The sequence below is a fragment of the Azospirillum sp. UFLA03-27 genome (assembly GCF_059803775.1).
Window position 1 is genome coordinate 39,575 of the sequence record NZ_JAUQTX010000004.1, and the last position, 26,080, is coordinate 65,654.

The 26,080-nt window shown below is 66.7% G+C and carries 25 protein-coding genes; 15 read left to right on the top strand and 10 right to left on the bottom strand.

Translation table 11 applies throughout. From position 1 onward, the window contains the following. Positions 1–35: 35 nt before the first annotated feature. From Q4I23_RS01325 to Q4I23_RS01335, 3 genes are all read right to left on the bottom strand, one after another. Positions 36–1,220 (bottom strand): ABC transporter substrate-binding protein, encoded by a 1,185-nt coding sequence (locus Q4I23_RS01325; protein WP_498525057.1) that lies wholly within the window; start codon positions 1,218–1,220, stop codon positions 36–38. A gap of 266 nt (positions 1,221–1,486) precedes the next feature. Beyond that, entirely contained in the window at positions 1,487–2,851 is a 1,365-nt protein-coding gene (locus Q4I23_RS01330) for an MFS transporter (RefSeq protein WP_498525058.1), read from the bottom strand. 130 nt (positions 2,852–2,981) lie between these two features. Continuing rightward, a complete protein-coding gene (locus Q4I23_RS01335; RefSeq protein ID WP_498525059.1) occupies positions 2,982–3,929 on the bottom strand; it encodes a Gfo/Idh/MocA family oxidoreductase in 948 nt (315 codons plus the stop codon). Between the two features lie 505 nt (positions 3,930–4,434). Between Q4I23_RS01335 and Q4I23_RS01340 the strand changes: the two genes are divergently transcribed. The 9 genes from Q4I23_RS01340 (at position 4,435) to Q4I23_RS01380 (ending at position 12,198) form a co-directional block, all read left to right on the top strand. Further along, positions 4,435–5,169, top strand: a complete 735-nt coding sequence (locus Q4I23_RS01340) for a PIG-L deacetylase family protein (RefSeq protein WP_498525060.1) — start codon at positions 4,435–4,437, stop codon at positions 5,167–5,169. After that, entirely contained in the window at positions 5,169–5,840 is a 672-nt protein-coding gene (locus Q4I23_RS01345; protein WP_498525061.1) for a 4-carboxy-4-hydroxy-2-oxoadipate aldolase/oxaloacetate decarboxylase, read from the top strand. The genes Q4I23_RS01340 and Q4I23_RS01345 overlap by 1 nt, the downstream gene beginning before the upstream one ends. Next, positions 5,833–6,891 carry a 4-oxalomesaconate tautomerase gene (locus Q4I23_RS01350; protein ID WP_454019447.1) on the top strand — a complete coding sequence of 353 codons (1,059 nt, stop codon included), beginning with the start codon at positions 5,833–5,835 and terminating at the stop codon, positions 6,889–6,891. Before Q4I23_RS01345 ends, Q4I23_RS01350 begins: the two co-directional genes overlap by 8 nt. A gap of 25 nt (positions 6,892–6,916) precedes the next feature. Next, the gene (locus Q4I23_RS01355; protein ID WP_498525062.1) at positions 6,917–7,792 is read left to right on the top strand and encodes an amidohydrolase family protein; all 876 of its coding nucleotides are present in this window, start codon (positions 6,917–6,919) and stop codon (positions 7,790–7,792) included. Positions 7,793–7,819: 27 nt separating this feature from the next. Then, positions 7,820–8,167, top strand: a complete 348-nt coding sequence (locus tag Q4I23_RS01360) for a protocatechuate 4,5-dioxygenase subunit alpha (protein ID WP_454019449.1) — start codon at positions 7,820–7,822, stop codon at positions 8,165–8,167. A 4-nt stretch (positions 8,168–8,171) separates the two neighbouring features. Further along, the gene (locus Q4I23_RS01365; RefSeq protein WP_454019450.1) at positions 8,172–9,014 is read left to right on the top strand and encodes a class III extradiol dioxygenase family protein; all 843 of its coding nucleotides are present in this window, start codon (positions 8,172–8,174) and stop codon (positions 9,012–9,014) included. Between the two features lie 208 nt (positions 9,015–9,222). Then, positions 9,223–10,722, top strand: a complete 1,500-nt coding sequence (locus tag Q4I23_RS01370; RefSeq protein ID WP_498525063.1) for a sensor histidine kinase — start codon at positions 9,223–9,225, stop codon at positions 10,720–10,722. After that, a complete protein-coding gene (locus Q4I23_RS01375; RefSeq protein WP_498525064.1) occupies positions 10,712–11,161 on the top strand; it encodes a response regulator in 450 nt (149 codons plus the stop codon). Before Q4I23_RS01370 ends, Q4I23_RS01375 begins: the two co-directional genes overlap by 11 nt. Then, positions 11,158–12,198 (top strand): sensor histidine kinase, encoded by a 1,041-nt coding sequence (locus Q4I23_RS01380; protein ID WP_498525065.1) that lies wholly within the window; start codon positions 11,158–11,160, stop codon positions 12,196–12,198. Before Q4I23_RS01375 ends, Q4I23_RS01380 begins: the two co-directional genes overlap by 4 nt. 193 nt (positions 12,199–12,391) lie before the next feature. Here Q4I23_RS01380 and Q4I23_RS01385 read toward each other — a convergent pair whose 3' ends face one another. The 7 genes from Q4I23_RS01385 to Q4I23_RS01415 form a co-directional block, all read right to left on the bottom strand. After that, on the bottom strand, positions 12,392–13,348 hold the full coding sequence (locus tag Q4I23_RS01385; RefSeq protein ID WP_498525066.1) for a GlxA family transcriptional regulator: 957 nt from the start codon (positions 13,346–13,348) through the stop codon (positions 12,392–12,394). A gap of 70 nt (positions 13,349–13,418) precedes the next feature. Then, positions 13,419–14,072: an energy-coupling factor ABC transporter permease gene (locus tag Q4I23_RS01390; RefSeq protein ID WP_498525067.1), complete on the bottom strand. Its 654-nt coding sequence runs from the start codon at positions 14,070–14,072 to the stop codon at positions 13,419–13,421. A 29-nt stretch (positions 14,073–14,101) separates the two neighbouring features. After that, entirely contained in the window at positions 14,102–14,470 is a 369-nt protein-coding gene (locus tag Q4I23_RS01395) for a nitrile hydratase accessory protein (protein WP_498525068.1), read from the bottom strand. A 40-nt stretch (positions 14,471–14,510) separates the two neighbouring features. Beyond that, complete coding sequence (nthA, locus tag Q4I23_RS01400) at positions 14,511–15,131, bottom strand: nitrile hydratase subunit alpha (RefSeq protein WP_454019456.1); 621 nt, start codon at positions 15,129–15,131, stop codon at positions 14,511–14,513. Positions 15,132–15,146: 15 nt separating this feature from the next. Further along, positions 15,147–15,869 (bottom strand): nitrile hydratase subunit beta, encoded by a 723-nt coding sequence (gene nthB, locus Q4I23_RS01405; protein WP_498525069.1) that lies wholly within the window; start codon positions 15,867–15,869, stop codon positions 15,147–15,149. Between the two features lie 37 nt (positions 15,870–15,906). Next, on the bottom strand, positions 15,907–16,866 hold the full coding sequence (locus Q4I23_RS01410) for a CobW family GTP-binding protein (protein WP_498525070.1): 960 nt from the start codon (positions 16,864–16,866) through the stop codon (positions 15,907–15,909). A gap of 682 nt (positions 16,867–17,548) precedes the next feature. Beyond that, a complete protein-coding gene (locus Q4I23_RS01415; protein WP_376997234.1) occupies positions 17,549–18,253 on the bottom strand; it encodes a GntR family transcriptional regulator in 705 nt (234 codons plus the stop codon). Between the two features lie 336 nt (positions 18,254–18,589). Here Q4I23_RS01415 and Q4I23_RS01420 point away from each other — a divergent pair, with 336 nt between their 5' ends. From Q4I23_RS01420 to Q4I23_RS01445, 6 genes are all read left to right on the top strand, one after another. Beyond that, positions 18,590–19,384, top strand: a complete 795-nt coding sequence (locus Q4I23_RS01420; protein ID WP_498525071.1) for an enoyl-CoA hydratase/isomerase family protein — start codon at positions 18,590–18,592, stop codon at positions 19,382–19,384. 77 nt (positions 19,385–19,461) lie between these two features. Then, positions 19,462–20,961 carry an aldehyde dehydrogenase family protein gene (locus tag Q4I23_RS01425; protein ID WP_498525072.1) on the top strand — a complete coding sequence of 500 codons (1,500 nt, stop codon included), beginning with the start codon at positions 19,462–19,464 and terminating at the stop codon, positions 20,959–20,961. Positions 20,962–20,994: 33 nt separating this feature from the next. Beyond that, positions 20,995–22,194 (top strand): ABC transporter substrate-binding protein, encoded by a 1,200-nt coding sequence (locus tag Q4I23_RS01430; RefSeq protein WP_498525073.1) that lies wholly within the window; start codon positions 20,995–20,997, stop codon positions 22,192–22,194. A 30-nt stretch (positions 22,195–22,224) separates the two neighbouring features. Continuing rightward, positions 22,225–23,136, top strand: coding sequence for a 3-hydroxyisobutyrate dehydrogenase (mmsB, locus tag Q4I23_RS01435; protein ID WP_498525074.1), 912 nt, complete (start codon positions 22,225–22,227; stop codon positions 23,134–23,136). Between the two features lie 14 nt (positions 23,137–23,150). Further along, positions 23,151–24,131 carry a quinone oxidoreductase family protein gene (locus Q4I23_RS01440; RefSeq protein WP_498525075.1) on the top strand — a complete coding sequence of 327 codons (981 nt, stop codon included), beginning with the start codon at positions 23,151–23,153 and terminating at the stop codon, positions 24,129–24,131. Between the two features lie 60 nt (positions 24,132–24,191). After that, entirely contained in the window at positions 24,192–25,715 is a 1,524-nt protein-coding gene (locus Q4I23_RS01445) for an AMP-binding protein (protein ID WP_498525076.1), read from the top strand. Positions 25,716–26,080: the final 365 nt, after the last annotated feature.

The following is a 26,080-nucleotide window of genomic DNA, read 5'->3' on the forward strand; positions in this document are numbered from 1 at the left end:
CCCCCTCCCGTCGGGGACGGGGGCCGTCGATGGTCCTACTTGCCGGCCTTGAAGCCGTAATCGGGCTGGTCGGGGAACCCGGCGACCTCGGTGTTCTGCAGCCGGCCGTCCTTGCGCTCGGTCACGCGCAGATAGATGGTCTGGGTGACGTGGCGGGACTCGGGGTCGATCCGCACCGGCCCGCGCGGGCTTTCCCAGGCCATGCCCTTGACCGCCTCCACCGCCTTCGCGCCGTCGCTCTTGCCGCCCGTCGCCTCGACCATGCGGTAGATGACGTGCGCGCCGTCATAGGCGCCGACCGAGGTGAAGGTGACGATGTCGGACGAGCCGAACAGCTCCTTGTGCTTGGCGAGGAACTGGCGGTTCAGGTCGGAATCGTGGGCCTGGCTGTAGTTGAAGGTCGTGGTGATGCCGACCGCCGCGTCGCCGAGCACCGGCAGGTCCGGTTCCTGCGTGATGTCGCCGGGGCCGAAGAACTTGATCCCCGCGGCCTTCAGGCCGGTGTCGCTGAAGGCCCGGGCGAAGCCCAGCGTCGTCGGGCCGGCGGGCAGGAAGGCGTAGATCGCCTCCGCCCCGGAATCCTTGATGCGCTGCATGAAGGGGGCGAAGTCGGTGGACTTCAGCGGCATGCGGATGCTGTCGACCACCTTGCCGCCGGACTTCTCGAAGGTCTGCTTGAAGGCGGTCTCGCCGTCGATGCCGGGGCCGTAATCGCTGACCGCGGTGGCCACCTTGCGGATGCCCTGCTTGGCGACATGCTCGGCCAGCGGCACGGTGTTCTGCCAAAGGGTGAAGGAGGTGCGGACGTAGCGCGGCGACTTCTCGGTGATGGCCGAGGTCGCGGCGTTGAAGATCACGCAGGGGATGTTCGCCTCGTCGATCAGCGGGGCGACCGCCAACGCGTCCGGCGTGAAGAAGAAGCCGGCGAGGTAGCCGACCTTCTCCTTGACCACCAGTTCCTGGGCCAGCGCCTTGCTCTGCGCCGGGTTGGCCTGATCGAGGTCCTTGTAGACGAACTCCACCGTGTTGCCGGCGACCGTCTTGCCATGCTGGGCCTGATAGACCTCGATGGCCTGCTTGAAGGTCTGGCCGACCGTGGCGAAGGGGCCGGAGAACGGCGCGATCACCCCGACCTTGATCGTGTCGGCCCAGGCCGAACCGGCGTTTAAGGTGCACAGGAAAGCCGTGCCCAGCAGGGCCTTGCGAAATGTTCCGGACATGTTTCCTCCTCGTTTTGAAAGCCCCCGTGCTTTTTCGTCGTTGATTGGGGGGCGTTTTGGCGTTCGCCGGGGCCGGGCTCGCAGGCCGCCGATACCGTCACCACAGCAGGGATATCAGTGATCGCAGCGCTGCGCTCATTCGTTGGGCGAAGGCCCCATTCGTTTTTTGAATAACGTCCGGGGCAATATTGCAATGCAGCAGGGGCATCCGAACCGGAGACCGACGGTGCCAAGCTGCAAAGCCTATGGACTGGCTATAGTAAAACTCAATGCCCCAGGGCTTCGACGGTCCGGCCCGTGCCGCTCGACCGGTCCTCGGGATGGACGAACTGCTTGACCAGCAGGGCCAGAGCGGCGACCAGACCCGGAATGGCGACGATCGTGAAGATGCTGGTGAAGTCGAGCTGTTGGCGCGCCAGCTCGGCCACCAGGAACGAGCCGCCGATCCCGCCGAAGCGGCCCAGCCCCAGCATCCAGGCCACGCCGGTGGCCCGGCCGTGGGTCGGGTAGAAGCTGGCGGCCAGCGCCGGCAGCGAGGTCTGGGCGGTGTTCATGATGGTGCCCGCCGCGAAGACCGTGACCACCAGAAGCCCGACGTTCCCGGCGACCTGCCCGATGGCGTAGACGGCGCCGTAGGTCAGCACGAAGCCGAAGGCGATGATTTTGTTGGCGTTGAAGCGGTCCATCAGCCAGCCCGACAGCACGGCCCCGACGCCGCCCAGCGGGAACAGCGCGGCGATCAGCGCGGCGTCGCGCGGCGCCAGCCCGGCGTCCTTGAACAGGATCGGCATCCAGTTGATCAGCGCGTAGAAGATCACCAGCCCCATGAAGTAGGCGACCCACAGCATCACCGAGCCGACCAGATAGCCGCGCGACAGCACGACCGCGATGCCGTTCCGCGCCTTGGTCGCCGGGGCCTTCTCGGTCATCACGAAGCCGGACGCCCCGGCCGCCGTCTCGGAGATGCGGCGCAGCACGGCGCGGATGCGCTCCACCGGGTGGTTGTGGGCGACCATGTAGCGAACCGATTCCGGCAGCAGGACCAGCAGCACCGCCGCCAGGACCAGCGGCGCGATGCCGCCCAGCACCAGCACGCTGCGCCAGCCCCACAGCGGGATCATCCAGGCGGCGAGGAAGCCGCCGAAGGCCGCGCCGAGCGGAAAGCCGCAGAACATGGCGTTGGTGACCATGGCCCGCCGCCCCTCGGGGCAATACTCGCTCATCAGCGTGACGGCGTTGGGCATCGCCGCCCCCAGCCCGAGGCCGGTGACGAAGCGCAGCATGACGAGCTGGTCCAGGTTGCCCGAGAAGGCGGAGGCCAGACAGGCAGTGCCGATGACCAGGACCGAGCCGATCAGGATCGCCTTGCGGCCGAAGCGGTCGGCCAGAGGCCCGGCGGACAGGGCGCCGAAGGCCAGCCCGAACAGCGCCGCGCTCAGCACCGGCGCAAGCGCCGGCCGAGCGATGCCCCATTCCGTCGTCAGCGACGGGGCGATGTAGCCGATGGCCGCCGTGTCGAAGCCGTCCAGAAGGACGATGAAGAAGCACAGCGCGAACACCAGCCACTGGTATCGCGAGAAGGGGTGCTCGTTGAGAAAGGCTTGGACGTCGACGCTGCGCGCGGTTGGCATGGGTTTCCTCCTCGGGGGGACTCGTCACGGGGCGTTTTTTTGTTTTGCGTCCCGTCTTTTGTTTTTTTGGGAATTGCGGCCCCAAGCAACCATAGGGCTGGGGCCGTGGGGTTGGTGACGCGTTCCCCGGTCAGGCGTTCAGCGATTTTTCCAGGCGGTCGAGCGTCCGCATGGCCGGCAGGCACTGCGCCACGCTGGCGTTGGGCTCGCGCCCGTCGCGGATGGCGGCGAAGAACTCGCGGTCGATCAACTCGATTCCGTTGGTGGACACGGTGAGGCCGCTGAGGTCGATCTTGTTGTCCTTGCCGTCGTACAGATCGTCGTAGCGGGCGATGTAGGTCCCGTTGTCGCAGATGTAGCGGAAGAAGGTGCCCAGCGGCCCGTCGTTGTTGAAGGACAACGACAGGGTGCAGATCGCCCCGGACGGCACCTTCATGCCGATGCTCATGTCCATGGCGATGCCCAGCTGCGGGTGAGCCGGCCCCTGCAGGGCGTGCACCTGGCTGGCGACCTCGCCGGTCTGGTACTGGAACAGGTCCACCGTGTGGCAGGCGTGATGCCACAGCAGATGGTCGGTCCAGGTGCGCGGCTTGCCCAGAGCGTTCATGTTGGAGCGGCGGAAGAAGTAGGTCTGCACGTCCATCTGCTGGATCGTCAGTTCCCCCGCCTGGACCCGGTTGCGAATCCATTGGTGGCTGGGGTTGAAGCGCCGCGTGTGCCCGGCCATGGCGACCAGACCGCTGGCCCGCTGCGCCGCGACCAGCCGCTCCGCGTCGGCCAGACTGTCGGCCATGGGGATTTCCACCAGCACATGCTTGCCGGCTTCCAGGCACTGGATCGCCTGGGTGGCGTGCACCGGCGTCGGAGTGGCGAGAATCACCGCCTCCACGTCGGGCCGCTCCAGGCTCTCGGCCAGATCCTTGGTCCAATGCGGAATGCCGCGCGCCTTGGCGAAACCCTCGATGTCGTCCGGCTCGCCGCCGACCACCGACACCAACTCGACGCCGTCGATGGCGGCGACCGCCTCCAGATGCTTCACGCCGAAGGCGCCCGCGGCCCCGGCCACACAAATCCTCATTGCGTCCTCTCCCGAAATCCCTTGTCCGGGCCGGGAAGCCTCCCGCAGCGGCGGGTCCGGCTCCTCGCCCCTTAATCCCTCATGATCGAATGGGTATCATCCCGCCCGCCGCCGAGGAAATTCGTTCGTCGAAGAGCCCATTTGTTTTTTGAATAGCGACGGGGTCGAGCGGTAGGGAAGGAGCCCCGTCGAGGCGGCGGCAAGACAGCCCTTTCCTTACCCGACAGCGCGCCTTTGAGCACAGCCCCGTATGTTGCATCCCCATGATTCGACATGAGATTACGCCTGACGCGACATCTTCGTATCGACCCCAGAGGCTGTTCCGCGCCCGGCATCCCATGGCGAGACCCAACCGAAAAAGATGCCTATAGCAAAACCAAATGGTAACGAAGGGAGTTCGAAATAGGATTTGCCACCGGACCGGCGGATGATGGGCCATCGGAATCGGACTGCCCACAACAAGGCTGCCCACCACCAGACTGCCCATGCGGGGGAGCGGACATTCATGGCACAGAACAAAAGAGCGCTGGTGCTCAGCGCCCACTCGGCGGACTTCGTGTGGCGCGCCGGCGGCGCCATCGCGCTGCATCAGAAGAAGGGCTACGAGGTCACCATCGTCTGCCTGTCCTACGGCGAGCGCGGCGAATCCGCCAAGCTGTGGAAGCAGGACGGCTGCACGCTGGACCATGTGAAGACGGAGCGCCGCAAGGAGGCCGAGGCCGCCGCCAAGGCGCTGAACGCCCACGACATCCAGTTCTTCGACCTCGGCGACTACCCGCTGGAGATCGACCGCGAGTCCAAATTCCGTCTGGTCGACGTGATCCGCAAGGTGCAGCCGGCCTTCCTGATGAGCCACTCGCACTACGATCCCTACAACGCCGACCATTCCTACGCGACCAAGGTCCTGATGGAATGCCGGATGATCGCCCAGGCCTGGGGCCACAATCCGGGCCAGAAGGTGCTCGGCGCCCCGCAGCTCTACCTGTTCGAGCCGCACCAGACCGAGCAGATGGGCTGGAAGCCGGACGTCTTCCTCGACATCACCGAGGTGTGGGACAACAAGCGCGCCGCCATCGAATGCATGGCCGGGCAGGAGCATCTCTGGGATTATTACACCAACCTGGCGCAGAACCGCGGCAACCACTTCCGCCGCAACTCCGGCGGGCAGGCCGGCGGGCGCAACGCCCGCTACGCCGAGGGCTTCCAGTCGGTCTATCCCCGCACCGTGGATGAGCTGTGATGAACGTCGTCGTCCAAAGCATCGAGCGGGCCGACCCGGCGGTGATCGCCGCTCTCGCCGAATGCGGCGTCGCCACCGTGCACGAGGCGCAGGGCCGCAAGGGCCTGCTGGCCTCCGCCCTGCGCCCGATCTATCCGGGCGCCCAGCTCGCCGCCTCGGCGGTGACCGTTCTGGCCCCGCCAGCCGACAACTGGATGCTCCACGTCGCCATCGAGCAGGTGAAGCCCGGCGACATCCTGGTGCTCGCCACCACCTCGCCATCGGACGCCGGCTATTTCGGCGACCTGCTGGCGACCTCGGCCCAGGCGCGCGGCTGCGCCGGTCTGGTCATCGACGCCGGGGTGCGCGACGTCCGGACGCTGACCGACATAGGCTTCCCGGTCTGGTCCCGTGCGGTCTGCGCGCAGGGCACGGTGAAGGAGACGCTGGGCTCGGTCAACGTGCCGGTGGTCTGCGCGGGCGCGTTGGTCAATCCTGGCGACGTGATCGTCGCGGACGATGACGGCGTCTGCGTGGTCCGCCGCGAGGAGGCGGCCGAGGTGCTGGCGAAGGCGCAGGACCGGCTGGCCAAGGAGGAGGAGAAGCGGACGCGGCTCGCCGCCGGCGAACTTGGCCTCGACATCTACGGCATGCGCGGCCCGCTCGCTGCGAAGGGGCTGCGCTATGTCTGACGGCGTGCGCTGCCTGTGGATGCGCGGCGGGACCTCCAAGGGCGGGTACTTCCTGGCCGACGACCTGCCGCCCGGCACGGCGGCGCGCGACGCCTTCCTGCTGCGGGTGATGGGCTCGCCCGACCCGCGCCAGATCGACGGGATGGGCGGCGCCGACCCGTTGACCTCCAAGGTGGCGGTGGTGCGCCGGTCGGAACGGCCGGGCGTGGACGTCGACTACCTGTTCCTTCAGGTGTTCGTCGACAAGGCCATCGTCACCGACGCCCAGAACTGCGGCAACATCCTGGCCGGTGTCGGCCCCTTCGCCATCGAGCGCGGCCTCGTCCCCGCCCGCGATGGCGTGACGCCGGTGACCATCCACATGGAGAACACCGGGCAGGTGGCGGTGGCCGCCGTGTCGACGCCGGGTGGGACGGTCACCTACCGGGGCGAGGCGCGCATCGACGGCGTGCCCGGCACGGCGGCGGCGATCCCCATCGAATTCCGCGACACCGCCGGTTCCTCCTGCGGGGCGCTGCTGCCGACGGGCAATGTGGTGGACGTCATCGACGGGGTTCCGGTCACCTGCATCGACAACGGCATGCCGGTGGTGGTGCTGCGCGCCGCCGACCTCGGCGTGCGCGGCGACGAGACGCGGGAGGATCTCGACGCCGACGCGGCGCTGAAGGCGCGGCTGGAATCCATCCGGCGGCAGGCCGGGCCGCGGATGAATCTGGGCGACGTGACGGACAAGTCGGTGCCGAAGATGACCCTGGTCAGCGCGCCGGCCAACGGCGGGGCGGTGTCCACCCGGACCTTCATCCCGCACCGCTGCCACGCCTCCATCGGCGTGCTTGGCGCGGTCAGCGTCGCCACCGCCTGCGCGCTGGAGGGCTCCCCCGCCGCGTCGCTCGCCGTGGTTCCCGACGGCGCCACCCGGACGTTGAGCGTCGAGCACCCGACCGGCGAGATGACCGTGGTCCTCGACCTGGACGAGGCCGGAACGGTGACCCGCGCCGCCCTGCTGCGCACCGCCCGTAAGCTGTTCGACGGCACCGTCTACGCCGACTGACCATTTTCCCCGAAGGGAGCCTTTCATGGACGCCGATTACCGTCCCTTCCACCCGAACCCGAGCAAGCCGGCCTACACGCCGCCGCCCGGCGCGGTGGACGCCCACTGCCACGTCTTCGGCCCGGCCGACCGCTTCCCCTATGCGCCGGAGCGCAAATACACCCCCTGCGACGCGCCGAAGGAAAAGCTGTTCGCCCTGCGCGACGCGCTGGGCTTCGCGCGCAACGTCATCGTCCAGGCGACCTGCCACGGCAAGGACAACCGCGCGCTGGTCGACGCGCTGAGAGCCTCCAACGGGCTGGCGCGCGGCGTCGCCTCGGTCGGGCCCACGATCACCGAGGGCGAGCTGGCCGAGTTGCACGAGGCCGGCGTGCGCGGCGTGCGCTTCAACTTCGTCAAGCGTCTGGTGGACGCCACGCCCAAGGAGGTCTTCCTCGGCATCGCCGACAAGATCGCCACGTTCGGCTGGCACATCGTGGTCTATTTCGAGGCGCCGGACCTGGACGACCTCACGCCCTTCCTGCGCGAGCTGCCCACCACCATCGTCGTGGACCATATGGGCCGCCCGGACATCGCCAAGGGCGTGGACCACCCGCAGTTCCAGAAATTCGTCGCCCTGATGGCCGAGAACCCGAAGGTCTGGAGCAAGGTCAGCTGCCCCGAGCGGCTGAGCGTCCAGGGTCCGCCAGCCTACGACGACGTGGTGCCCTTCGCCCGCCTGCTGGTCGACCGCTTCACCGACCGCGTGCTGTGGGGCACCGACTGGCCGCACCCGAACATGACCTCGCACATGCCCGACGACGGGCATCTGGTCGACGTCATCCCCCGCATCGCCACCGACGAGGCCAAGCGGACGGCGCTTCTCGTCGACAACCCGATGCGGCTTTACTGGTCCGAATAAGACAGAAACGATCCGGAGGAAACATCCATGACCACACCCCACGAGCCGATACCCGGCACCACCATCTTCGACGGCCGGATGGCCATGAAGGGCTACCCGCTCAACAAGATGTGCTACTCGTTCAACGAGGCGGCGGCCCGGCAGGAGTTCCTGGCCGACGAGGAGGCCTATTGCGCCAAGTTCGGCCTGACCGACGAGCAGAAGACGGCCATCCGGGAACGCAACGCGCTGGCCCTGCTCGCGGCGGGCGGCAACATCTACTACCTCGCCAAGTTCATCGGCATGCTCGGCCTGAATGTCCAGGACATCGGCGCGCAGCAGACCGGCATGACGGTCGAGGAATTCAAGGCGAAGCTCAAGGCGGCGGGGAACTGAGACCATGGCCAAGATCGTCGGTGGCGTCACCACCTCCCACATTCCCGCGATCGGCAACGCCATCGCCAACGAGCTGTTCGAGGACCCCTACTGGAAGCCGTTCTTCGACGGCTATCCCAAGGCGCGCGACTGGCTGGCCGAGGTCAAGCCGGACGTGGCGATCGTGGTCTACAACGACCACGGGCTGAACTTCTTCCTCGACAAGATGCCGACCTTCTCGGTTGGGGCGGCCCCCGAGTACCAGAACAGGGACGAGGGCTGGGGCCTGAAGCCGCTGCCGCCCTACCCCGGCGATCCGGAGCTGTCCTGGCACATCATCGAATCGCTGGTGAACGACGAGTTCGACATCTGCTCCTGCCAGGAGATGGCGGTGGACCACGGCTTCACCGTGCCGATGGCCCTGCTGTGGCCCGACCAGACCCAGCGTCCCGTCCGCACCATCCCGGTGGCGGTGAACACGGTCCAGCACCCGCTGCCGACCCCAGCGCGCTGCCTGAAGCTCGGCGAGGCCATCGGCCGCGCGGTGGCCTCCTACCCCAAGGACCTGAAGGTGGTCGTGCTGGGCACCGGTGGCCTGTCGCACCAGCTCGACGGCGAGCGGGCAGGGTTCATCAACAAGGACTTCGACCTGATGTGCCTTGAGAAGATCGTCGACGAGCCGGAGGCGCTGGCGAAATACTCCATCCACGATCTGGTCCGGCTGGCCGGCGCCCAGGGGGCGGAGCTGATCCTCTGGCTCATCATGCGCGGCGCACTGGGCCGGAAGGTCTCGAAGGTCCACAGCAACTACCACATCCCGATCTCCAACACCGGGGCCGGCCTGCTGGTCCTCGAAAGCGCGGCCTGATCGGGCCTCCGCTGCCGTTGGCGTCCTTTCCGCCGCCGCGTTCCCCGGCGGAAGGGGCGCCATGTGCCCAGAACAACGCAGCGCGTCCTGCAATCATCACAGCCTGGGACCACCCCGTCGACAACTTGATGGTGCAGCCCAAATTGCCAATTGAGCGGTGAATTGCTATAGAGACCCACCTCATTCCCGCACGGGTCGGTCGTCTGCAATGCACATGTTCAGCGCCGCCGTCACCCGGCGAGCCCTTCTGATGCTGCTCGCCGCCGCGCTGACGCTGCTGGGAATCGTCGCGATGTCGGGATGGCTGGCCGACAGCACACAGACGTTTTCCAGGTCCGTCGGCCGGATAACCGCACTGCGGGTCGCCGCCGGGACGCTCCTCAGCCAGCTGCAGGACGCCGAGATCGGTCAGCGGGGGTATCTCCTCACCGAGGACCGTCAGTATCTCAAGCCCTATGAGGCCGCCAACGCCGCGGTCGACAGCACGATCGTCCGGTTGCGGGACCTCGCCGGCGGGGATGCCGACGAGTTGCGCATCATCGACCGCCTCGCCGTCCTCGCCGACGCCAAGCGGGAAGAGTTGGCGCAGACCATCACGCTGATGGAGGCCGGGCGCCGGGACGAGGCCCTGGCCGTCGTGCGCACCGGTCGCGGCATGATGCTGATGGACGATGCCCGCCGCTCGCTCGCCGACCTGATCACCCCCGCCGACGCCCAGCTCGACACCCAGCTCAGCGCGTTGATCGGGCAGGCCAGGGCATCGGGTTGGGTGGCCAACCTGGGCGGCCTGTTCATCGTTCTGGTCGTCGGCGGCGCCGTTTGGATCGCGCTCCGTTACACGCGGGGCCTCATGCGGGCGCAGCGCGCGATCCAGGCCCTCAACGACTCCCTGGAACAGCGCGTGTCGGAACGCACGATGGAGCTGCAACGGGCCAACGACGAAATCCAGCGCTTCGCCTACATCGTCAGCCATGACCTGCGCGCCCCGCTGGTGAACGTGATGGGCTTCACCGGCGAATTCGAGGTGGGGCTGGCCAGCGTGCGCGCCCATCTCGACCGCCTGCCGTCGGACGGTGATGACGCCGCCGCGTCGGAGGCGCGCCGCGCCGTGGCGGAGGACATGCCGGAAGCCATCGGCTTCATCCGCGCATCGACGACGAAGATGGACCGGCTGATCAACGCCATCCTCGCCCTGTCGCGCCAGGGCGGCCGGACGCTGAACCCGGAACCCGTCTCCATGCAGGCGCTGCTGGAAAACGTGGTTGCCAGCCTCCGCCATCAGGCCAGCGAGCAGCGTTGCACCATCGACATCAAGGAGCCCTTGCCGTCCCTGCTGTCGGACCGGCTCGCGCTGGAGCAGGTGTTCGGAAACCTGCTCGACAACGCGATCAAGTATCTCGATCCGGCGCGGACGGGACGGATCGCCATCCACGGGCGGGTCGAGGAGAACCGCCTGATCTTCGAAGTCGCGGACAATGGGCGCGGAATAGCGCCGCAGGACCACGAACGGATCTTCGAGCTGTTCCGCCGCTCCGGCGTGCAGGATCGCCCCGGAGAGGGGATCGGGCTCGCCTATGTCCGGACGCTCATCCGGCGCCTGCAAGGCGAAGTGACCGTCGAATCGGTTCCTGGACAGGGCAGCGTCTTTCGCATAACCCTTCCCAAAGTCCTCGCCCTGTCTTTGGAGAAGACCGTCCATGACGCGTGACACACAGTCGGCGTGCATCGTCATGATCGAGGACGACGAGGGCCACGCACGGCTGATCGAGAAGAACATCCGGCGGTCCGGCGCGACCAACGACATCGTCTCCTTCAGCGACGGCACGAGCGCGCTCGCCTACCTGTTCGGCCCGGACGGAAGCGGGCAAGCGAGCATGGGGCGGGCGCTTCTCATTCTTCTGGACTTGAACCTTCCGGACATGACGGGGATCGATATCCTGGCGAGGCTCAAGACCAACCCCTACACAAAACGCCTCCCGGTCGTGGTGCTGACCACGACCGACGACCGCCAGGAAATCCAGCGCTGCTACGATATCGGAGCCAATGTCTACGTCACCAAGCCGGTGAATTACGAGAGCTTCGCCACCGCGATCCGGAAATTGGAGCTGCTGTTTTCCATCATGCAGATTCCCGAGGCGGTGGCATGACCGACCCAGCCGTCCGCATCCTCTACATCGACGATGACGTCGCCATGGCGCGGCTGGTGCAACGCAAGCTCGAACGGCGCGGTTACGCCGTCGAGTGTGCGCCGGATGGCCAGGAGGGGTTGAGACGGCTGGACCTGGGCGGCATCACGGTGGTCGGGCTGGATCACGAGATGCCGGGGGCGACCGGGCTGGACATCCTGCCCGCCCTGTTATCGCGCGACAACGCGCCCCCGGTCGTCTATGTCACGGGTGCCGGCGACACGCGGGTGGCCGTCGCAGCGCTGAAGGCCGGCGCGGACGATTACGTTCCCAAGGAGGCCGGTGAGGAATTTTTCGATCTGCTGGTGGCGGCCATCGAGCAGGCCCTGGAGAAGGCTCATCTTCGCCGGGAGCGGGAACGGGCGGATCAGGACGTGCGCGCCGCGCGGGACCGTGCGGAGTTGCTTCTGCGGGAGGTCAACCACCGCGTCGCCAACAGCCTGGCCCTGGTCGGTGCCTTCATCCAGATGCAGAAATCCAGCCTCTCCGACCCCGATGCCCGGGCCGCGCTGGGGGAGACCCAAGCGCGCATCATCGCGATCTCCGGCATCCACCGCAGCCTGTACACGTCCGACGACGTGCGCTCCGTCCGCATCGACCTGTATCTGGAAACGCTTCTCGCCGGAATGCACACCGCAATGGCGTCCCGGCGCCCGGACAGCTTCATCGTCGTCGCCGACGCCGTATCGGTGCCAACCGACAAGGCCGTGTCCCTGGCAGTGATCGTGACCGAACTGGTCACGAACGCCTGCAAGTACGCCTACCCGGACGGCCGAACCGGCAGCATCCGGGTCCGTGCGAAGGCCGCCGATGGGAATCTGTCGGTGAGCGTGGAGGATGACGGCGTCGGCTTCTCCCGTGACGACGCTCCGCAGGGAACCGGTCTTGGAACCCGGATCGTCCAGACGATGGCGACCAGCCTGGGTGCGCAGTTGAATTATGACAGGCGGCACGCCGGCACGTGGGTGACGTTGACGATGCCTTTGCAGCCGCTGTGACGGATCTTCCGAGAGCACGCATTGTCAGGGCAATGGCGGCGGCCCATCGTTCGTGACGGTGTCCTCGCCGGAAGTCCGGGTTCAGAAGTTTGGCCCGGCCATCGTCGGCAACGTGCGATCTTGGGGCGTTCTGCAGGCCTGTCCCGTTCCCGCGACAGAGCTCTTGCTTCACGCCAATTCATACAGTTCAGGATCAGGCCGTCGTCGTGCGAAAGCGCTTCCGGTAGTCAACCGGATTGATGCCGAGATTGCGAACAAACGCCCGCCTCATCGAACTGGCGTCACCAAACCCACAAATATGAGCCACCCGCTGGAGCGGCGTGGATGAATCGACCAGCATCCGGCGCGCCGCGTCGAGCCGCGCCGCTTCCACGAAATCGGCCGGAGGGCGGCCGACGTCGCGCTTGAACACCCTGGCAAAATTCCGCGAACTCATGCCGGCCTGGGACGCCAAGGCCTCCACGGACAGATCGGCGGAAAGATTGTCCAGCACATACGCCTGTATCTTTTGGATTCCGGTACGGCTCGACACCTGGGCGGCGAGATGGGCACTGAATTGCGACTGCCCTCCGGGCCGCTTCAGGAACATCACCATGTAGCGCGCGACCAGCAGCGCCAGTTCCCGCCCGTGGTCCTCCTCCAGCAGGGATAGCGCCAAGTCGATGCCGGAGGTGACGCCGGCGGCGGTGGAGATGTTGCCGTCGCGAATGAAGATCTGGTCCGAATCGACCGTCAGGGTTGGAAACTCAGCGCGAAGTTTGTCGGCGCATTCCCAATGGGTGGTGACACGGCGGCCATCAAGCAGGCCGGTGGCCGCCAGCAGGAACACCCCCGTGCAGATCGACCCGTAGCGGCGGACTTCGGGCGCGCGGCGCCTGAGCCAGTCGATCACCGCCGGATCGATGGCGCTGAACGACGGGTCACCGGCGATCAGCAACGTGTCGATCGGCTGGTCGGGGTCGTGGATCGTTCGATCGGCGAGGAACCGCAGGCTGCCGGTTCCGCAAACCGGCCCCTCCGCGGTGCCCATCACCTGCACCTCGTAGGCCTTCGGATCGCCGAGACGGCGCGCCGCTTCCCAGAACACCTCCGCCGGCCCCACTACATCCAACGCCTGAACCCCGGGAGGGGCGAGAAGCACAATCCGCATGAAAGACGCTCTTCCTGCAATCGGGCGGCCAAAGGGCACAGCCGCCCGATTGTATTTGGCATACCAACTATCAGGCAAGAGCCGGGCTGCGGAGCGTGGTGACGCGAAGCAGCGGATTGCCGGCGTCCAGCCGGCCCAGCGCCCGCAGAAGCCCGCAACTGATCGCCGGTTCGCACAGCACGACCGGCAGATAGGCAGCGGCGAAGACCGCCCAATCCGCGAACGGTGTCGCCCGCTCGCCCAGCATCAGCCAGAAGCCGACCATGGCAACAACGCCGCTGTAATAGACGGCGTCGAAGCGCAGCACCGACGACCAACGGATCGAGGCCAGTCCACCGGATTCCAGCAGGCGCTTTCCACCCATGGCGTGTGCGGCAACCAGCGGCACCATCAGCGACAGCGAATTCACGGCGAGATGCGCGAGATCCTGCGGCTCGAACAGCAGGCCCTGCAGCGTCAGGCCAATGCCGAACCCGAACAGGGTCGCGGGAAATCCGAAAATGAAATAGATGGCCGAGGCGCCGATGAAGTGCAGTTCCGACGGGCCGACCGGCTGGTGCCAGAACTCCATGAAGACCGAGAAGAAGATGGCCGCCAGGAGCGCCTTGCCCCATTCGAGAGGCCGGCGCAGGAAGGCCGGAGTGTGCGAGGCGAGAAGGCTGAGCGCGGCCGCGTTGGCGCCGACGATCTTCGCGGCGGACAGCATGCCGGGTTCAATGTGCATGGACGTCTCCCGATGTTCGGATGGTGGTATCAGGCCGGCCGCGTGTCGGCAGTCGCAGTCGCGGTGGCCGTGACCGTAGCAAGGCGGGCCGACAATTCGTCGGGCGTCGCGAGGCCGGATTGCAGGATCGTCGCCTCCAGGGCGCTCAACCACTGTTCGTAGTAGTTCCAGGAGGGGCCATCGGGGGCCTGGGTCCGCTCCCAGTCGCCGATGGCGGCGATCAGGTTCCGGCGGAAATCCTCCCACTCGAAATGGCCCTCCCGGGCCAGGGCGAGCGCCACCCCGAAGGCCGACCGCTCCCATTCCTCCGCGAAGCAGAGGGTGCCGTTGGCCCGGGGCGGGGAATCCTCGGCCCCGGCCATACTGGTCAGGGCGAAATGTTCGAAGCGGGTGAGCATGCCCGGTCCTCCTGACGATGTTGTGGGGCGGGTTCGGGGTTCAGGCGGACGCCGCCACCGCCACGCCCATCATGGCTTCCGGCGTGACCAGGGCCGCAAGCTCGCCTTCGCTCATGCCCTCGGTCCCGGCGGGGCGCTCGGGAATGACGAACCAGCGGATCTGCGCGCTGCTGTCCCAGACCTTGACCTCGGTGCTTTCGGGCACGGTGAGCCCGAACTCCTTCAGCACCGCGCGCGGCTCGCGGGCGGCGCGGCTGCGGAAGGTCGGGTCCTTGTACCAGTAGGGCGGCAATCCCAGCACCGGCCAGGGATAGCAGGAGCAGAGCGTGCAGATGACCAGGTTGTGGACACCCTCGCCATTCGCCACGGCGCGCATGTGCTCGCCCTCGGCGCCGGCCATGCCTTCCGGCAGATCGGTCATTTCGGCGATGGCGGCCGGCGCATCCTCGATCAGCCGTTGCTTGAAAGCCGGATCGACCCAGGCGCGGGCGACGATCCTGGCGCCGTTGAACGGGCCCATCTTCGTTTCGAACACGTTCAGCACCGTGTCCACGGTCTTGCTGGTGATGACGCCCTTTTCGATGAGCAGCGCCTCAAGGGCACGGACGCGCGCGGCGCTCCGGGCCTCGCGGTCGTCGGGATGGTGGAAACGTTCGGTCATTCTCGATGGCTCCGGTCAGGCGGCGGGCTTGGTGACGTAGGCGGCGTAGAGATCGGCGTAGAGCGTCACATTCGGCTCCGTGTTGCCGGGCCACAGGTCCTTGGCCTCGAAGCGCACGCAATAGACGGGCATCGGCGCGCCAACGCCGTCCGCCCCGGTGTCGGTCAGATAGCCGTAGGCGCCCGGATAGACCGTCTCGACCACGCCGCTGTGGTTGCGCAGGAAGCCGGGAAGGCGGGTGTGCTCAAGCGTCGGCACGTTCCTGACCGTCACCGTGTCGCCTTCCCGGAAGTCGGGTTGGATCGCGACGTCACGCTTCGGCGAATCCCCTTCCGCCAGATAGCGTTCGACGCGCTGGTCGATCTCCGGCGCGCCGCCTTGCGGCAGAGGCTTCGCCGGATCGGCGAGATACTCGGCCGTGCGCGCGTCCAACTCCTCCTCCGTGATGTAGCCGTTCTCGATGAAGTAGCCGCTGATGCCGCCCAGCCACTTCTCGTAGTAGCGGTATTTGAAGTAATCGAAGGGGTTGAGCCCTTCGGCCCCGGTACGCAGATGGGCCCAGGTCCAGACGGTGTGAAAGGCGCTCGGCGTAGGTGGAAGCGGCAGTTGCGGGCTGAGCGCCATCATCGCCGTGTGAATGCCGAAGATGCGTTTCTCCCACTCCTCCACGAAGACGCGCGTTTCGATGGTGATGGGGCCGAGACCTTCCAGGCCCCCGAGGTAATGTTGCAGCTTCATTGGATGCTTCCTGAAATCGGGAACGGAATCAGAAGCGTCAGAGGACGGCGGCGTCCGCCGGGACGGCGCAGCCGCGAAGTCCCTCCAGCAGCGTTTCGGCATCGAGGTCGCGGCCGATGAAGACGAGCTGGTTCAGACGTTCCTCGCCGGGTTTCCAAGGCCGGCCCGGCCGCCCGTCCAGCGTCATGTGGACGCCGTGAAAGACGAAGCGGCGGCCCTGGCCGTCGAGATCCAGCACGCCCTTGGCGCGCAACAGGTCGCGCCCCTTGTCCTGAACAAGCTGGTTGAGCCAGCGGTCGACGGCCGCTGGGTCGAGCCGTCCGGGCTCGCGAAAGGCCACGCAGCCGATGCCGGCGTCGTGTTCGTGCTCATGCTCATCCAGGATATCGGGGTCGAGGCGCAGGATGTTCTGCAGGTCGAAGGCGCCGATGCCGAGGATCTCCGAGAGCGGCAGGGCGCACTCCTCGGTGCGGTGGATGCGCGCCAGCGGGTTGAGCCGGCGAATCTCGCGTTCCACGGCGTCGAGCGCCGCGGCGGGTTCCAGGTCGATCTTGTTCAGCAGGATAACGTCCGCGAAGGCAACCTGTTCGCGCGCTTCGTCATGACCGAGTTGCAGGGGCAGGTGGCGGGCATCAGCCACGGTGATGATGGCGTCCAGCGCGAAGCGGCCACGCAGCCCTTCGTCCAGCACGAAGGATTGAATGACGGGAGCCGGGTCGGCAAGGCCGCTCGTTTCGATCACCACCCGGTCAAATCCGCGTTCGCCCTCGGCCAGCTTTACCAACGCCTCGATCAGATCACCGCGGACGATGCAACAGACACAACCATTGTTCAGCTCGATGATCGTCTCGTCCGTTGCCGTCACGAGCAGCCCGTCGATGCCAAGTTCCCCATATTCGTTGACGATGACGGCGGTCCGCCCGCCACCGCACTCCGCCAGGATGCGGTTGAGCAGGGTCGTCTTGCCGGCCCCGAGAAATCCGGTCAGCACGGTCACCGGAATCGGTCGCATGGCGATGCTCCGTTGCTTCAGGTTGCAAAGGGCAGCCTTCACCTGCGGAGATGGCCGAAAAGATCCGGACGTTCCGCTTCAGCGCTGCTGTGGTATACATTGCACCGCATACCATTCGCTGACTCAACAAGCGGCTGAGGGCAATTCCGGACAAAGCGCCTATCAGAATCGGCCAACCGCTTTGTGTGGACCGACATGGGGATACGGACTCTGAGGCGGTTCGGCGCGAAAGCCGGGCGCTGTTGATGCTCGCGCTAAGAACCGGGGGCCGCGACGGAGGGAGTATGCCGTCTTGAGTACGATCGGCGAGCAGACCGCCAACGCGCCGAGAAGCGGCGTTCTCAAGGGGGCTGAATTCTCAGTTTTGGCTGGAAAGGCGAAAATACGCTGAGGGGGTGGCACTATACGGGCGCAGTTCGCCCCCGAGCCAGATCAGGCGTCGGAAAGTCATGGCGAGGTTGGCAATGCCACTCGTCATCGTCGCGCGACCAAGGCCGATGGCGCGGATGAACGACAACCGGTCGCGCATTTGATACCAGCCTTGGTGGTAGTGGTAGTGGCGGTGGCAGTGGCAGTGGCGGACCTGGGTTGGTTCCCGTTTCCCGAACACATTCAGCCCGGCTTTTTCGCAGCAACGCCCGGCAAATATGCTCAGAAAACAATACCGCTACTCATGGTCACCGACGGGCGGCATTGAGACCACCATATCGACCCAGATGCTTCCGCCCGTGGTCATGTGGTCGTGCATGTGCCGGCGCGCGGCCTCGCCATCCCCTTCCAGGATCGCTTTCACGAAAAGGTCGTGTTCCGTGTAGGACTTCAAAGGACGCGCGGTGTGCTGGAACGGATACTGGCGGTAGATGCGCAAGCGGCTGCGAATGAGCTTCGCCTGATGTTCCAGATGCTCGTTCCGGCTTCCGGCGTAGATCAACTCATGCAGTTCGCGATTGAGATTGTCGTAGGCCTCGATGTCGCTGGCCTCGGCGGCGGCGCGGCTCGCCTCGTGCACTTCCAGAAGACGCTTGCGCCCGGCGATTCCCATGCGGCGGGCGGCAAGGCTGGCGGCCAGCGATTCCAGTTCGACCAGAACCTCCATCATGCCGACGAGTTGCTTGGCGGACATCCGCAATACGGACGCGCCGGCTCCCGGCTTTATCGTGACCAGGCCGCTCGAGCCAAGCTGGGACAGCACCTCGCGCACCGGCGTCCGTGACACGCCGAACCGTTCGGCCAAAGCCCGTTCGTCCAGGCGCTCGCCGGGCGCGATGATCCCGCCTAGAATTTCCTGTTCGAGCACCTGCCGCATTTCCGTTACGCGGCTTGGCTTTTCCGCCTGCATGGCATGATCCGTTGGCAAATCGGGATTGGTCAACGGTATCGCGTCCGCTGGTCGGCGTCAATGTGATGGTATGCCAAAACTCGATTTTGGTCGACCGAGCAACCGAAGCCGGCAGAGAAATCAGGCCGTGGCAGAGCGCAGCGCACCCTCATCCAGCAGAGGCTTTTGGCCCTTCCCAACGCGCAAAGGCACACAGCAAACCGTCGCCACTCTTTGCGTGGCCCACCAACCATAAGCGTGCCAAACTTTCCATGTTGCATTCCATTATCACTCTCTGGTATGCATGAATTCACTCATGGTTCTTTAGAAAAACAAAGGCGGTATCCAGAGGACCGCGCCGTCGCCAATGACGGCACCTGGGAGGAAACGATGAACGGGACGCCACGGGGTCAATCGGACGGGCCGGCGACAGCCCCCCAATTGACCGTGAAGGACGCGGTGGGCACCATCCGGCTCAACCGCCCGCTTCAGCACAATCGGATCGACGTGGCGGACATCGCCATTCTGCAAAAGGAAATCGCGGCCGCCGAAGCGAACCCGTCCGTTCGCGTGTTGGTGCTGACCGCGACGGGGCCGAGCTTCTCGTCTGGGTACGACCTGAGCGCAGCCCAGTCGTCCCAGCGCGGCGGCGCGGACGGCCAGGACGGAGAGAACGCCTTCGCGCGCTTGTGCGATCGCGTCGAAGCCGTTCGTGTCCCGACGATCTGCGCCCTCAACGGCAGCGTCTATGGTGGCTCCACCGACTTGGCGCTTGCCTGCGACTTCCGCATCGGCGTGACCGGAATGCGCATGCGCATGCCGGCCGGGCAGCTTGGCATACACTTCTACCCCGGCGGCCTTCGCCGCTACGTGTCGCGGCTCGGCCTCAACGCGGCCAAGCGCTTGTTTCTCACGGCGGAAACGATCGCCGGCGACGACCTGCTGAGCATCGGCTTCCTGGACCGGGTCGTCCATCCCGACGACCTCCCGGCCGCCGTGGACGAACTGGCCGGACGCATCACGGCCTGCGCGCCGCAGGCCATCGCCGGCATGAAACGCGCGCTCAACGACATCGCCCGCGGCGAGCTGGACGATCGGGCGGCGGAAGCGGCCTTCGCCGCGAGCCTGCGGTCGGACGAGTTCACCAACGCCCTGAGGGTCTGGTCGCAGCGCCGGGCGTCCTGACCGCCTCCGCCCCCCGGCGCGCGCCGGATCGGCACACCAGCCGCATTCGACCGGCCCCATTCAAAAAGAGACCGTCCATGACCGACCAGAACCTGGTTCTGAACACGACCCCCCATGCCCTCGCGCGCGAGCTGTCGGGTTTGCTGCTGATCGGCGGCGAACTCCGGCCGGCGGCCAGCGGGAAGACCTTCGATGTCGTGAACCCCGCGACGGGCGACGTGATCGCCACGGCGGCGGACGGCGGCGAGCGGGACGTCGACGCCGCCGTCCGCGCGGCGGTCGCGGCGCAAGGCGCCTGGGCTCGCCTTTCGGCGCGCGAGCGGGGCCGGCTGCTGGTCGAATGCGGGCGCCGTCTGGTCGACCATGCCGAGGAGATCGGGCGTTTGCTCGCCCTGGAGACGGGCAAGGCCATTCGCACCGAAAGCCGGGTCGAGGCGTCGCTGGTGGCGGACACCCTGACCTTCTATGGCGGGCTCGCGTCCGAGCTGAAGGGCGAAACCGTACCGTTCCACCCGAAGATGCTGACCTTCACCCAGCGCGAGCCGATCGGCGTCGTCGGCGCCATCATCCCATGGAACGTGCCGCTGTATCTGATGGCGCTCAAGATCGCGCCGGCTCTGGTCGCCGGAAACGCGGTCATCGTCAAATCCGCCGAGGAGGCGCCTCTCGCGGCCCTGCGCGTCATCCAGGTCATGAACCAGCTTCTGCCGGCGGGTGTCCTCAACATCCTGTCGGGTGACGGCCCCGGATGCGGCGCACCCCTGGTCACCCATCCGGGGGTCGGCAAGGTGACCTTCACCGGTTCGGTGGAGACGGGAAAGATCATTTCGCATCTGGCGGCCGACAAGCTGATCCCCGTCACCCTCGAGCTGGGTGGCAAAAGCCCGATGATCGTGATGGGCGACGCCGATCTCGACAAGGCCATCGACGGCGCCGTCGCGGGCATGCGCTTCACGCGGCAAGGCCAGAGCTGCACCGCCTCCTCGCGCGTCTTCGTCCACGAGAGCCTTCACGACGCCTTCATCGGAAAATTGAAGGCGAAGGTCGACGCCATGACCATGGGCGACCCGCTGGACGAGGCGACGGACATCGGCACCATCATCTCGCCGCAGCAATTCGACCGGGTGCAGTCCTACATCGCGCTCGGCGAGACGACGGCGGGCGCGGTGGCGCACCGTTGCTCGGCCCTGCCGACGGACGAGCGGTTGGCGCGCGGCCTGTTCGTGCAGCCCGTCCTCTTCACCGGCCTTGCCAACGATCATCGGCTGGCCCGCGAGGAAATCTTCGGACCGGTCACCTGCGTGATCGCCTTCCGCGACTACGAGGACGCGTTGGCCATGGCCAACGACAGCGATTTCGGCCTCGCCGCGACCATCTGGACGCGCGATCTCCGCACCGCCCTCGACGCGACCCGGCGGCTCCAGGCCGGCTTCGTGCAGGTCAACCAGAACCTCGTGGTTCAGCCGGGCCTGTCCTACGGCGGCTTCAAGCAGTCCGGCCTTGGCAAGGAAGCATCCCTCGAAGCGATGCTCGACCACTTCACGCACAAGAAGACGGTCATCATCAACATGGACTGATCAAGAACTCATCAAAAAGGGGAGGAAACAAGAATGCGTACGTCCTTCATCGCCGCGCTTCTGGCCACGACGACCTTGACGGCGGGAGCGGCCCAGGCCGCCGAGGTCATCCGGATCGGCGTTCTGAACGACCAGTCGGGCCTGTACAGCGAATTCGGCGGCGCTGGTTCGGTCGAGGCGGCGAGACTGGCCGTCGAGGATTTCGGCGGCCAGGTTCTGGGCAAAAAGATCGAGATCCTGTCGGCGGACCACCAGAACAAGCCCGACATCGGGCTGGCGAAGGCCCGCGAATGGTTCGACACCCAGGGCGTCCATGCCATCGCCGACCTGACCAATTCGGCCATCGCCATCGGGGTCCAGAACCTCGCCCGCGAACGCGGGAAGATCACCCTGGCCACCGGTCCGGGGACGACACGCCTCACCAACGAAGATTGCTCGCCCAACGGCTTCCACTGGATGTGGGACACCTATTCCCAGGCGGTCGGAACCGCCCGCGCCGTGGTCCAGGACGGCGGCAAGGACTGGTTCATGCTGACCGCCGACTATGCCTTCGGTCATCAGATGTCCGCCGACATCGACAAGACGGTCAAGGAGAACGGCGGCAAGGTGCTGGGGCAGGTCAGGCACCCGCTCGGCAACAGCGATTTCTCATCCTTCCTTCTCCAGGCGCAGGCGTCCAAGGCCGCGATCATCGGGCTCGCCAACGGCGGGACGGACACCACCAACGCGGTCAAGCAGGCCGCCGAGTTCGGCATCACCAGCAGCGGCCAGAAGCTCGTCGGGCTGGCCGTCCTGATCAGCGACGTGCACGCGCTTGGCCTCGAAAACGCCAAGGGGCTGATCGCGACCACGGCCTATTACTGGGACCGCGACGAGGGCAGCCGCAAGCTGGGCGAGCGCTTCGAGGCGCGCATGAAGCGCAAGCCCAACATGGTCCAGGCCGGCGTGTACTCGGCGGTGACGCATTACCTGAAGGCGATGCAGGCGGCGGGCACCGACGAAGGCACCGTGGTCGCCGCGAAGATGCGGGAACTTCCGGTCGACGATCTCATCACCAAGGGCGGCAAGGTCCGCGCGGACGGCCGGGTCATCCGCGACATGTACCTGATCGAGGTCAAGACTCCGGCCGAGTCCAAGGGACCCTGGGATTACTACAAGGTTCAGCGCACCATTCCCGGCGATCAGGCGGCGATCCCCCTGAGCGAAAGCAAGTGCTCCCTGGTCAAGAAGTGACCCACTCACAGACCCTTCCGGAGAAAAATCATGGCGCGGATTGCTTTCATCGGACTCGGCAACATGGGCCGTCCCATGTGCGACAACCTGACCAAGGCCGGGCATGACGTCGTCGGGTATGACGTCGTGGCTGCGGCGCGCGACGCCTACGCCGCCGCCGGCGGTCGCGCGGCGGCCACGCTGGCCGAGGCGTTGGCCGATGCCGACACCGTCATCAGCATGATCCCGACGGGAAAGCATGTGCGGGCCGCCTTCGAAGGTGGGGGCGAGCACGAGGGTGGCGTGCTGGCGCACGCCCGTCCGGGCACGATGCTGATCGACTGCTCCACCATCGACGTGGAGAGCGCGCGGGCGGTCAGCAAGGCGGCGGCCGAGGCCGGTTTCGTCATGGTGGACGCCCCGGTGTCCGGCGCCGTTCTGGCGGCGCAGGCCGGCACCCTGACCTTCATGGTCGGCGGCACCGCCGAGGGCTTCGAGCGCGCCCGCCCGGTGCTGGCCGCCATGGGGCCCAAGATCTTCCATGTCGGCGCATCCGGGAACGGCGTGGCCCTGAAGATCTGCAACAACATGATGGCTGGCATGAGCATGGTCGCCATCAGCGAGGTGTTCGCCCTGGCCGAGAAGCTCGGGCTCGACCACCAGACGGTCTACGATGTCATGACCGTGTCCTCGGGCAATTGCTGGGCCTTGCAGAGCTATTGCCCGGTCCCGGGGCCGGTGCCGGCATCGCCGGCCAACCGCGACTACCAGCCGGGCTTCGCGGCGGCGATGATGCTGAAGGACATGCGTCTGTCCCAGAACGCGGCTGCCACCAGCGGCGCCGCCACGCCCCTCGCCGGCAGCGCCGCTGCGCTCTACCAGATGCTTGTGGAGCACGGTCACGGGAACAAGGATTTCAGCGCCGTCTTCGCCCTGATCACCGGACGGCTGACATCGGCGTGAAAGGGAAACCGATCATGGTTCATGCGATCCGCGTCCACCAGCCCGGTGGTCCCGAAGCCCTGGTCTGGGAGGAGGTGGCCGTGCCGCCGCCCGGCCCGGGGGAGGCCCTGGTCCGCCACACGGCGATCGGCGTCAACCTCATCGACACCTATCACCGCTCAGCCCTCTCCGGGCAGTACGCGATCCCGCGCCCGGCCGTGCTGGGCGTGGAGGGCGCCGGCGTCGTCGAGGCGGTCGGCCCCGGCGTCACCGATGTGACGCCCGGCGACCGCGTCGCCTACTGGATGCTGCTCGGCGCCTACGCCGAGCGGCGCATCGTTCCCACGCACCGCCTGGTGAAGCTGCCGGACACGGTGTCGGACGAGGTGGCCGCCGCCGCGATGGTCAAGGGGACGACGGCGCAGTATCTGCTGCATCGCGTCCATCCGGTCAAGGCGGGGGAAACCCTTCTCGTGCACGCCGCGGCGGGCGGCGTCGGCCAGATGCTGTGCCAGTGGGCGCACGCTTTGGGGGCGACGGTGATCGGCACGGTCGGCTCGCCGGAAAAGGCGGCCGTCGCCCGAGGCGCCGGCTGCGATCACGTCATCCTCTACCGCGAGGAGGATTTCGCCGCGCGCGTCCGCGACATCACCGGCGGTCGCGGTGTCGACGTTGTCTACGACTCCGTCGGGCAGGACACCTTCATGGCGTCGCTGGACTGTCTGAAGTCCTTCGGCCTGATGGTCAGCTTCGGGCAGGCGAGCGGCCCGGTGGTGCCCTTGGATATCAGCGTGTTGGCGCAAAAGGGCTCGATCTTCCTCGCCAAGCCGACCCTAGCCACCGTCACCCGCAGCCGCGACGACATCGAGACCCTGGCCGGCGGGCTGTTCGAGGCCCTGGCCTCGGGCCGGGTCCAGGTCGGCATCGCCCATCGGGCGCCGCTGACCGAGGCCGCATCGGTGCACCGCGACCTGGAAGCCCGCCGCACGACGGGATCGATCGTGCTTATTCCCTGACGCGAGCCGTCCTTCGCCCCGCAATCACATGGCCCGCATCGCGGCGACAGGAACACCGGAATGACGCACAATCTCTACAGCCTGCTTTTGAAACCCGGAGCGGCGTCCGACGCGCGGGTGGCCCTGCAAACCGACACGGGGGGGACACGGACCTACGCGGACCTGCGGCGGACCGCCGGACGCATGGCGCACGTCCTTCACGAGGCCGGCGTCGGTCCGGGAAACCGGGTCGCCGTGCAGGTGGCGAAGTCGCCGGAGGCGGTGTGCCTTTATCTTGCCGTCCTGCAACTCGGGGCGATCTACCTGCCGCTCAATACGGCCTACACGCTGGCCGAACTGCGCTACTTTCTCGACGACGCGGAACCCACGGTGTTCGTTGGACAGACTCCGGTCGTCGGCGATCTGGTGCCGCCGGCCGGGTGCCGAACCTTCACGCTCGATCCGGACGGCGAAGGAAGCCTGACGGCGGCGTGCCGCGGTCTGCCGCCCTGGGAGCGTGTCGCCGAGGTCGGCCCCGACGATGTGGCGGCGATCCTCTACACCTCCGGAACGACGGGGCGCCCCAAGGGCGCCATGATCTCCCACGGCAATCTGGCCTTTGGCACCCGCACGCTGAACGCGCTTTGGGGCATCTCCGAAGCCGACGTGCTGTTGCATGCGCTGCCCATTTTCCACGCACACGGCCTGTTCATCGCCTTGAACTCGATCCTGTATGCGGGCGCATCCTCTGTTTTCCTTCCCAAATTCACGGCCGACGCCGTGATCGGGCATCTGCCGCACAGCACCGTGTTCATGGGCGTCCCGACGCTCTACACGCGCCTCCTGGCCGACCCGCGGCTCGCCAGGGAGCGCTGCGGAACCATGCGCCTGTTCACCTGCGGCTCGGCTCCTCTGTCACGGGAAATCTTCGAGGCGTTCGAGGCTCGCACCGGGCATCGGATTCTCGAACGCTACGGCATGACGGAAACCACGATCATTGCCTCCAATCCTCTCGACGGCGAGCGTCTGCCCGGCACGGTCGGCTACCCCCTGCCGGGGCTGGAGGTCCGGGTTGTGGACGCCGCCGGACAGCCGCAGCCTGCGGGCACGGTCGGCGGCCTCGAACTGCGCGGTCCGAACGTGTTCAAGGGCTATTGGCGAATGCCGGAGAAGACGGCGGCGGACTTCCGGCCGGACGGCTTCTTCATGACGGGGGATCTGGCGCGCGCCGCGCCGGACGGCCGTCTCACGCTGGTCAGCCGCGCGAAGGAGATCATCATTTCCGGCGGCTACAATGTTTATCCGCGCGAGGTCGAGATCGTGCTCAACCGCATTGAGGGGGTGGGCGAGACCGCGGTCTTCGGCGTTCCCCACCCCGATTTCGGCGAGGGCGTGGTGGCCGCCGTCGAGCGCCAACCGGGCGGCGAGCCGCTCGATCCAGCCTCCATTCTCGCACGGGCGGCGCGCGAACTCGCCGGATACAAGCTGCCCAAGGCCGTGATCGTCCAGGATGCCCTGCCCCGGAACGCTATGGGAAAGATTCTAAAGAACGAACTCAGTTCGCAGCACAAGGACATGTTCAGGAAGCGAGACGCGACCGGTTGAGGTGTCGGCGCACGAAGGCAAAGGGCCATAGTGAATCGCGCCGGCGACGCCGAGCGATCCCGTCAATGCCGAAACCTGTCGTCAGCAGGCGGAGCATTGGTTCCGCGCGGCCCACGGCCGCACCGATCCCTGAGGCTCGCTGATACAGTTGTCGGTATCCTCGGGCCGTGGCGACCTGACCCAGACCAAATGGCCTTCGGAAAATCCGGAGCGGTTCAATCACTATGTCCTCATCGACTGGAGCGACGAGTTCCAGCGCAGTATCCGTTTGCGAGATCCGGAGCTTCTGTCCTCGGCCGCGCCGAGGAACGCGCTGAGCGGATCGCACACGACGAGCCGCGGCGCCGCATCATAAAAGGATGGAA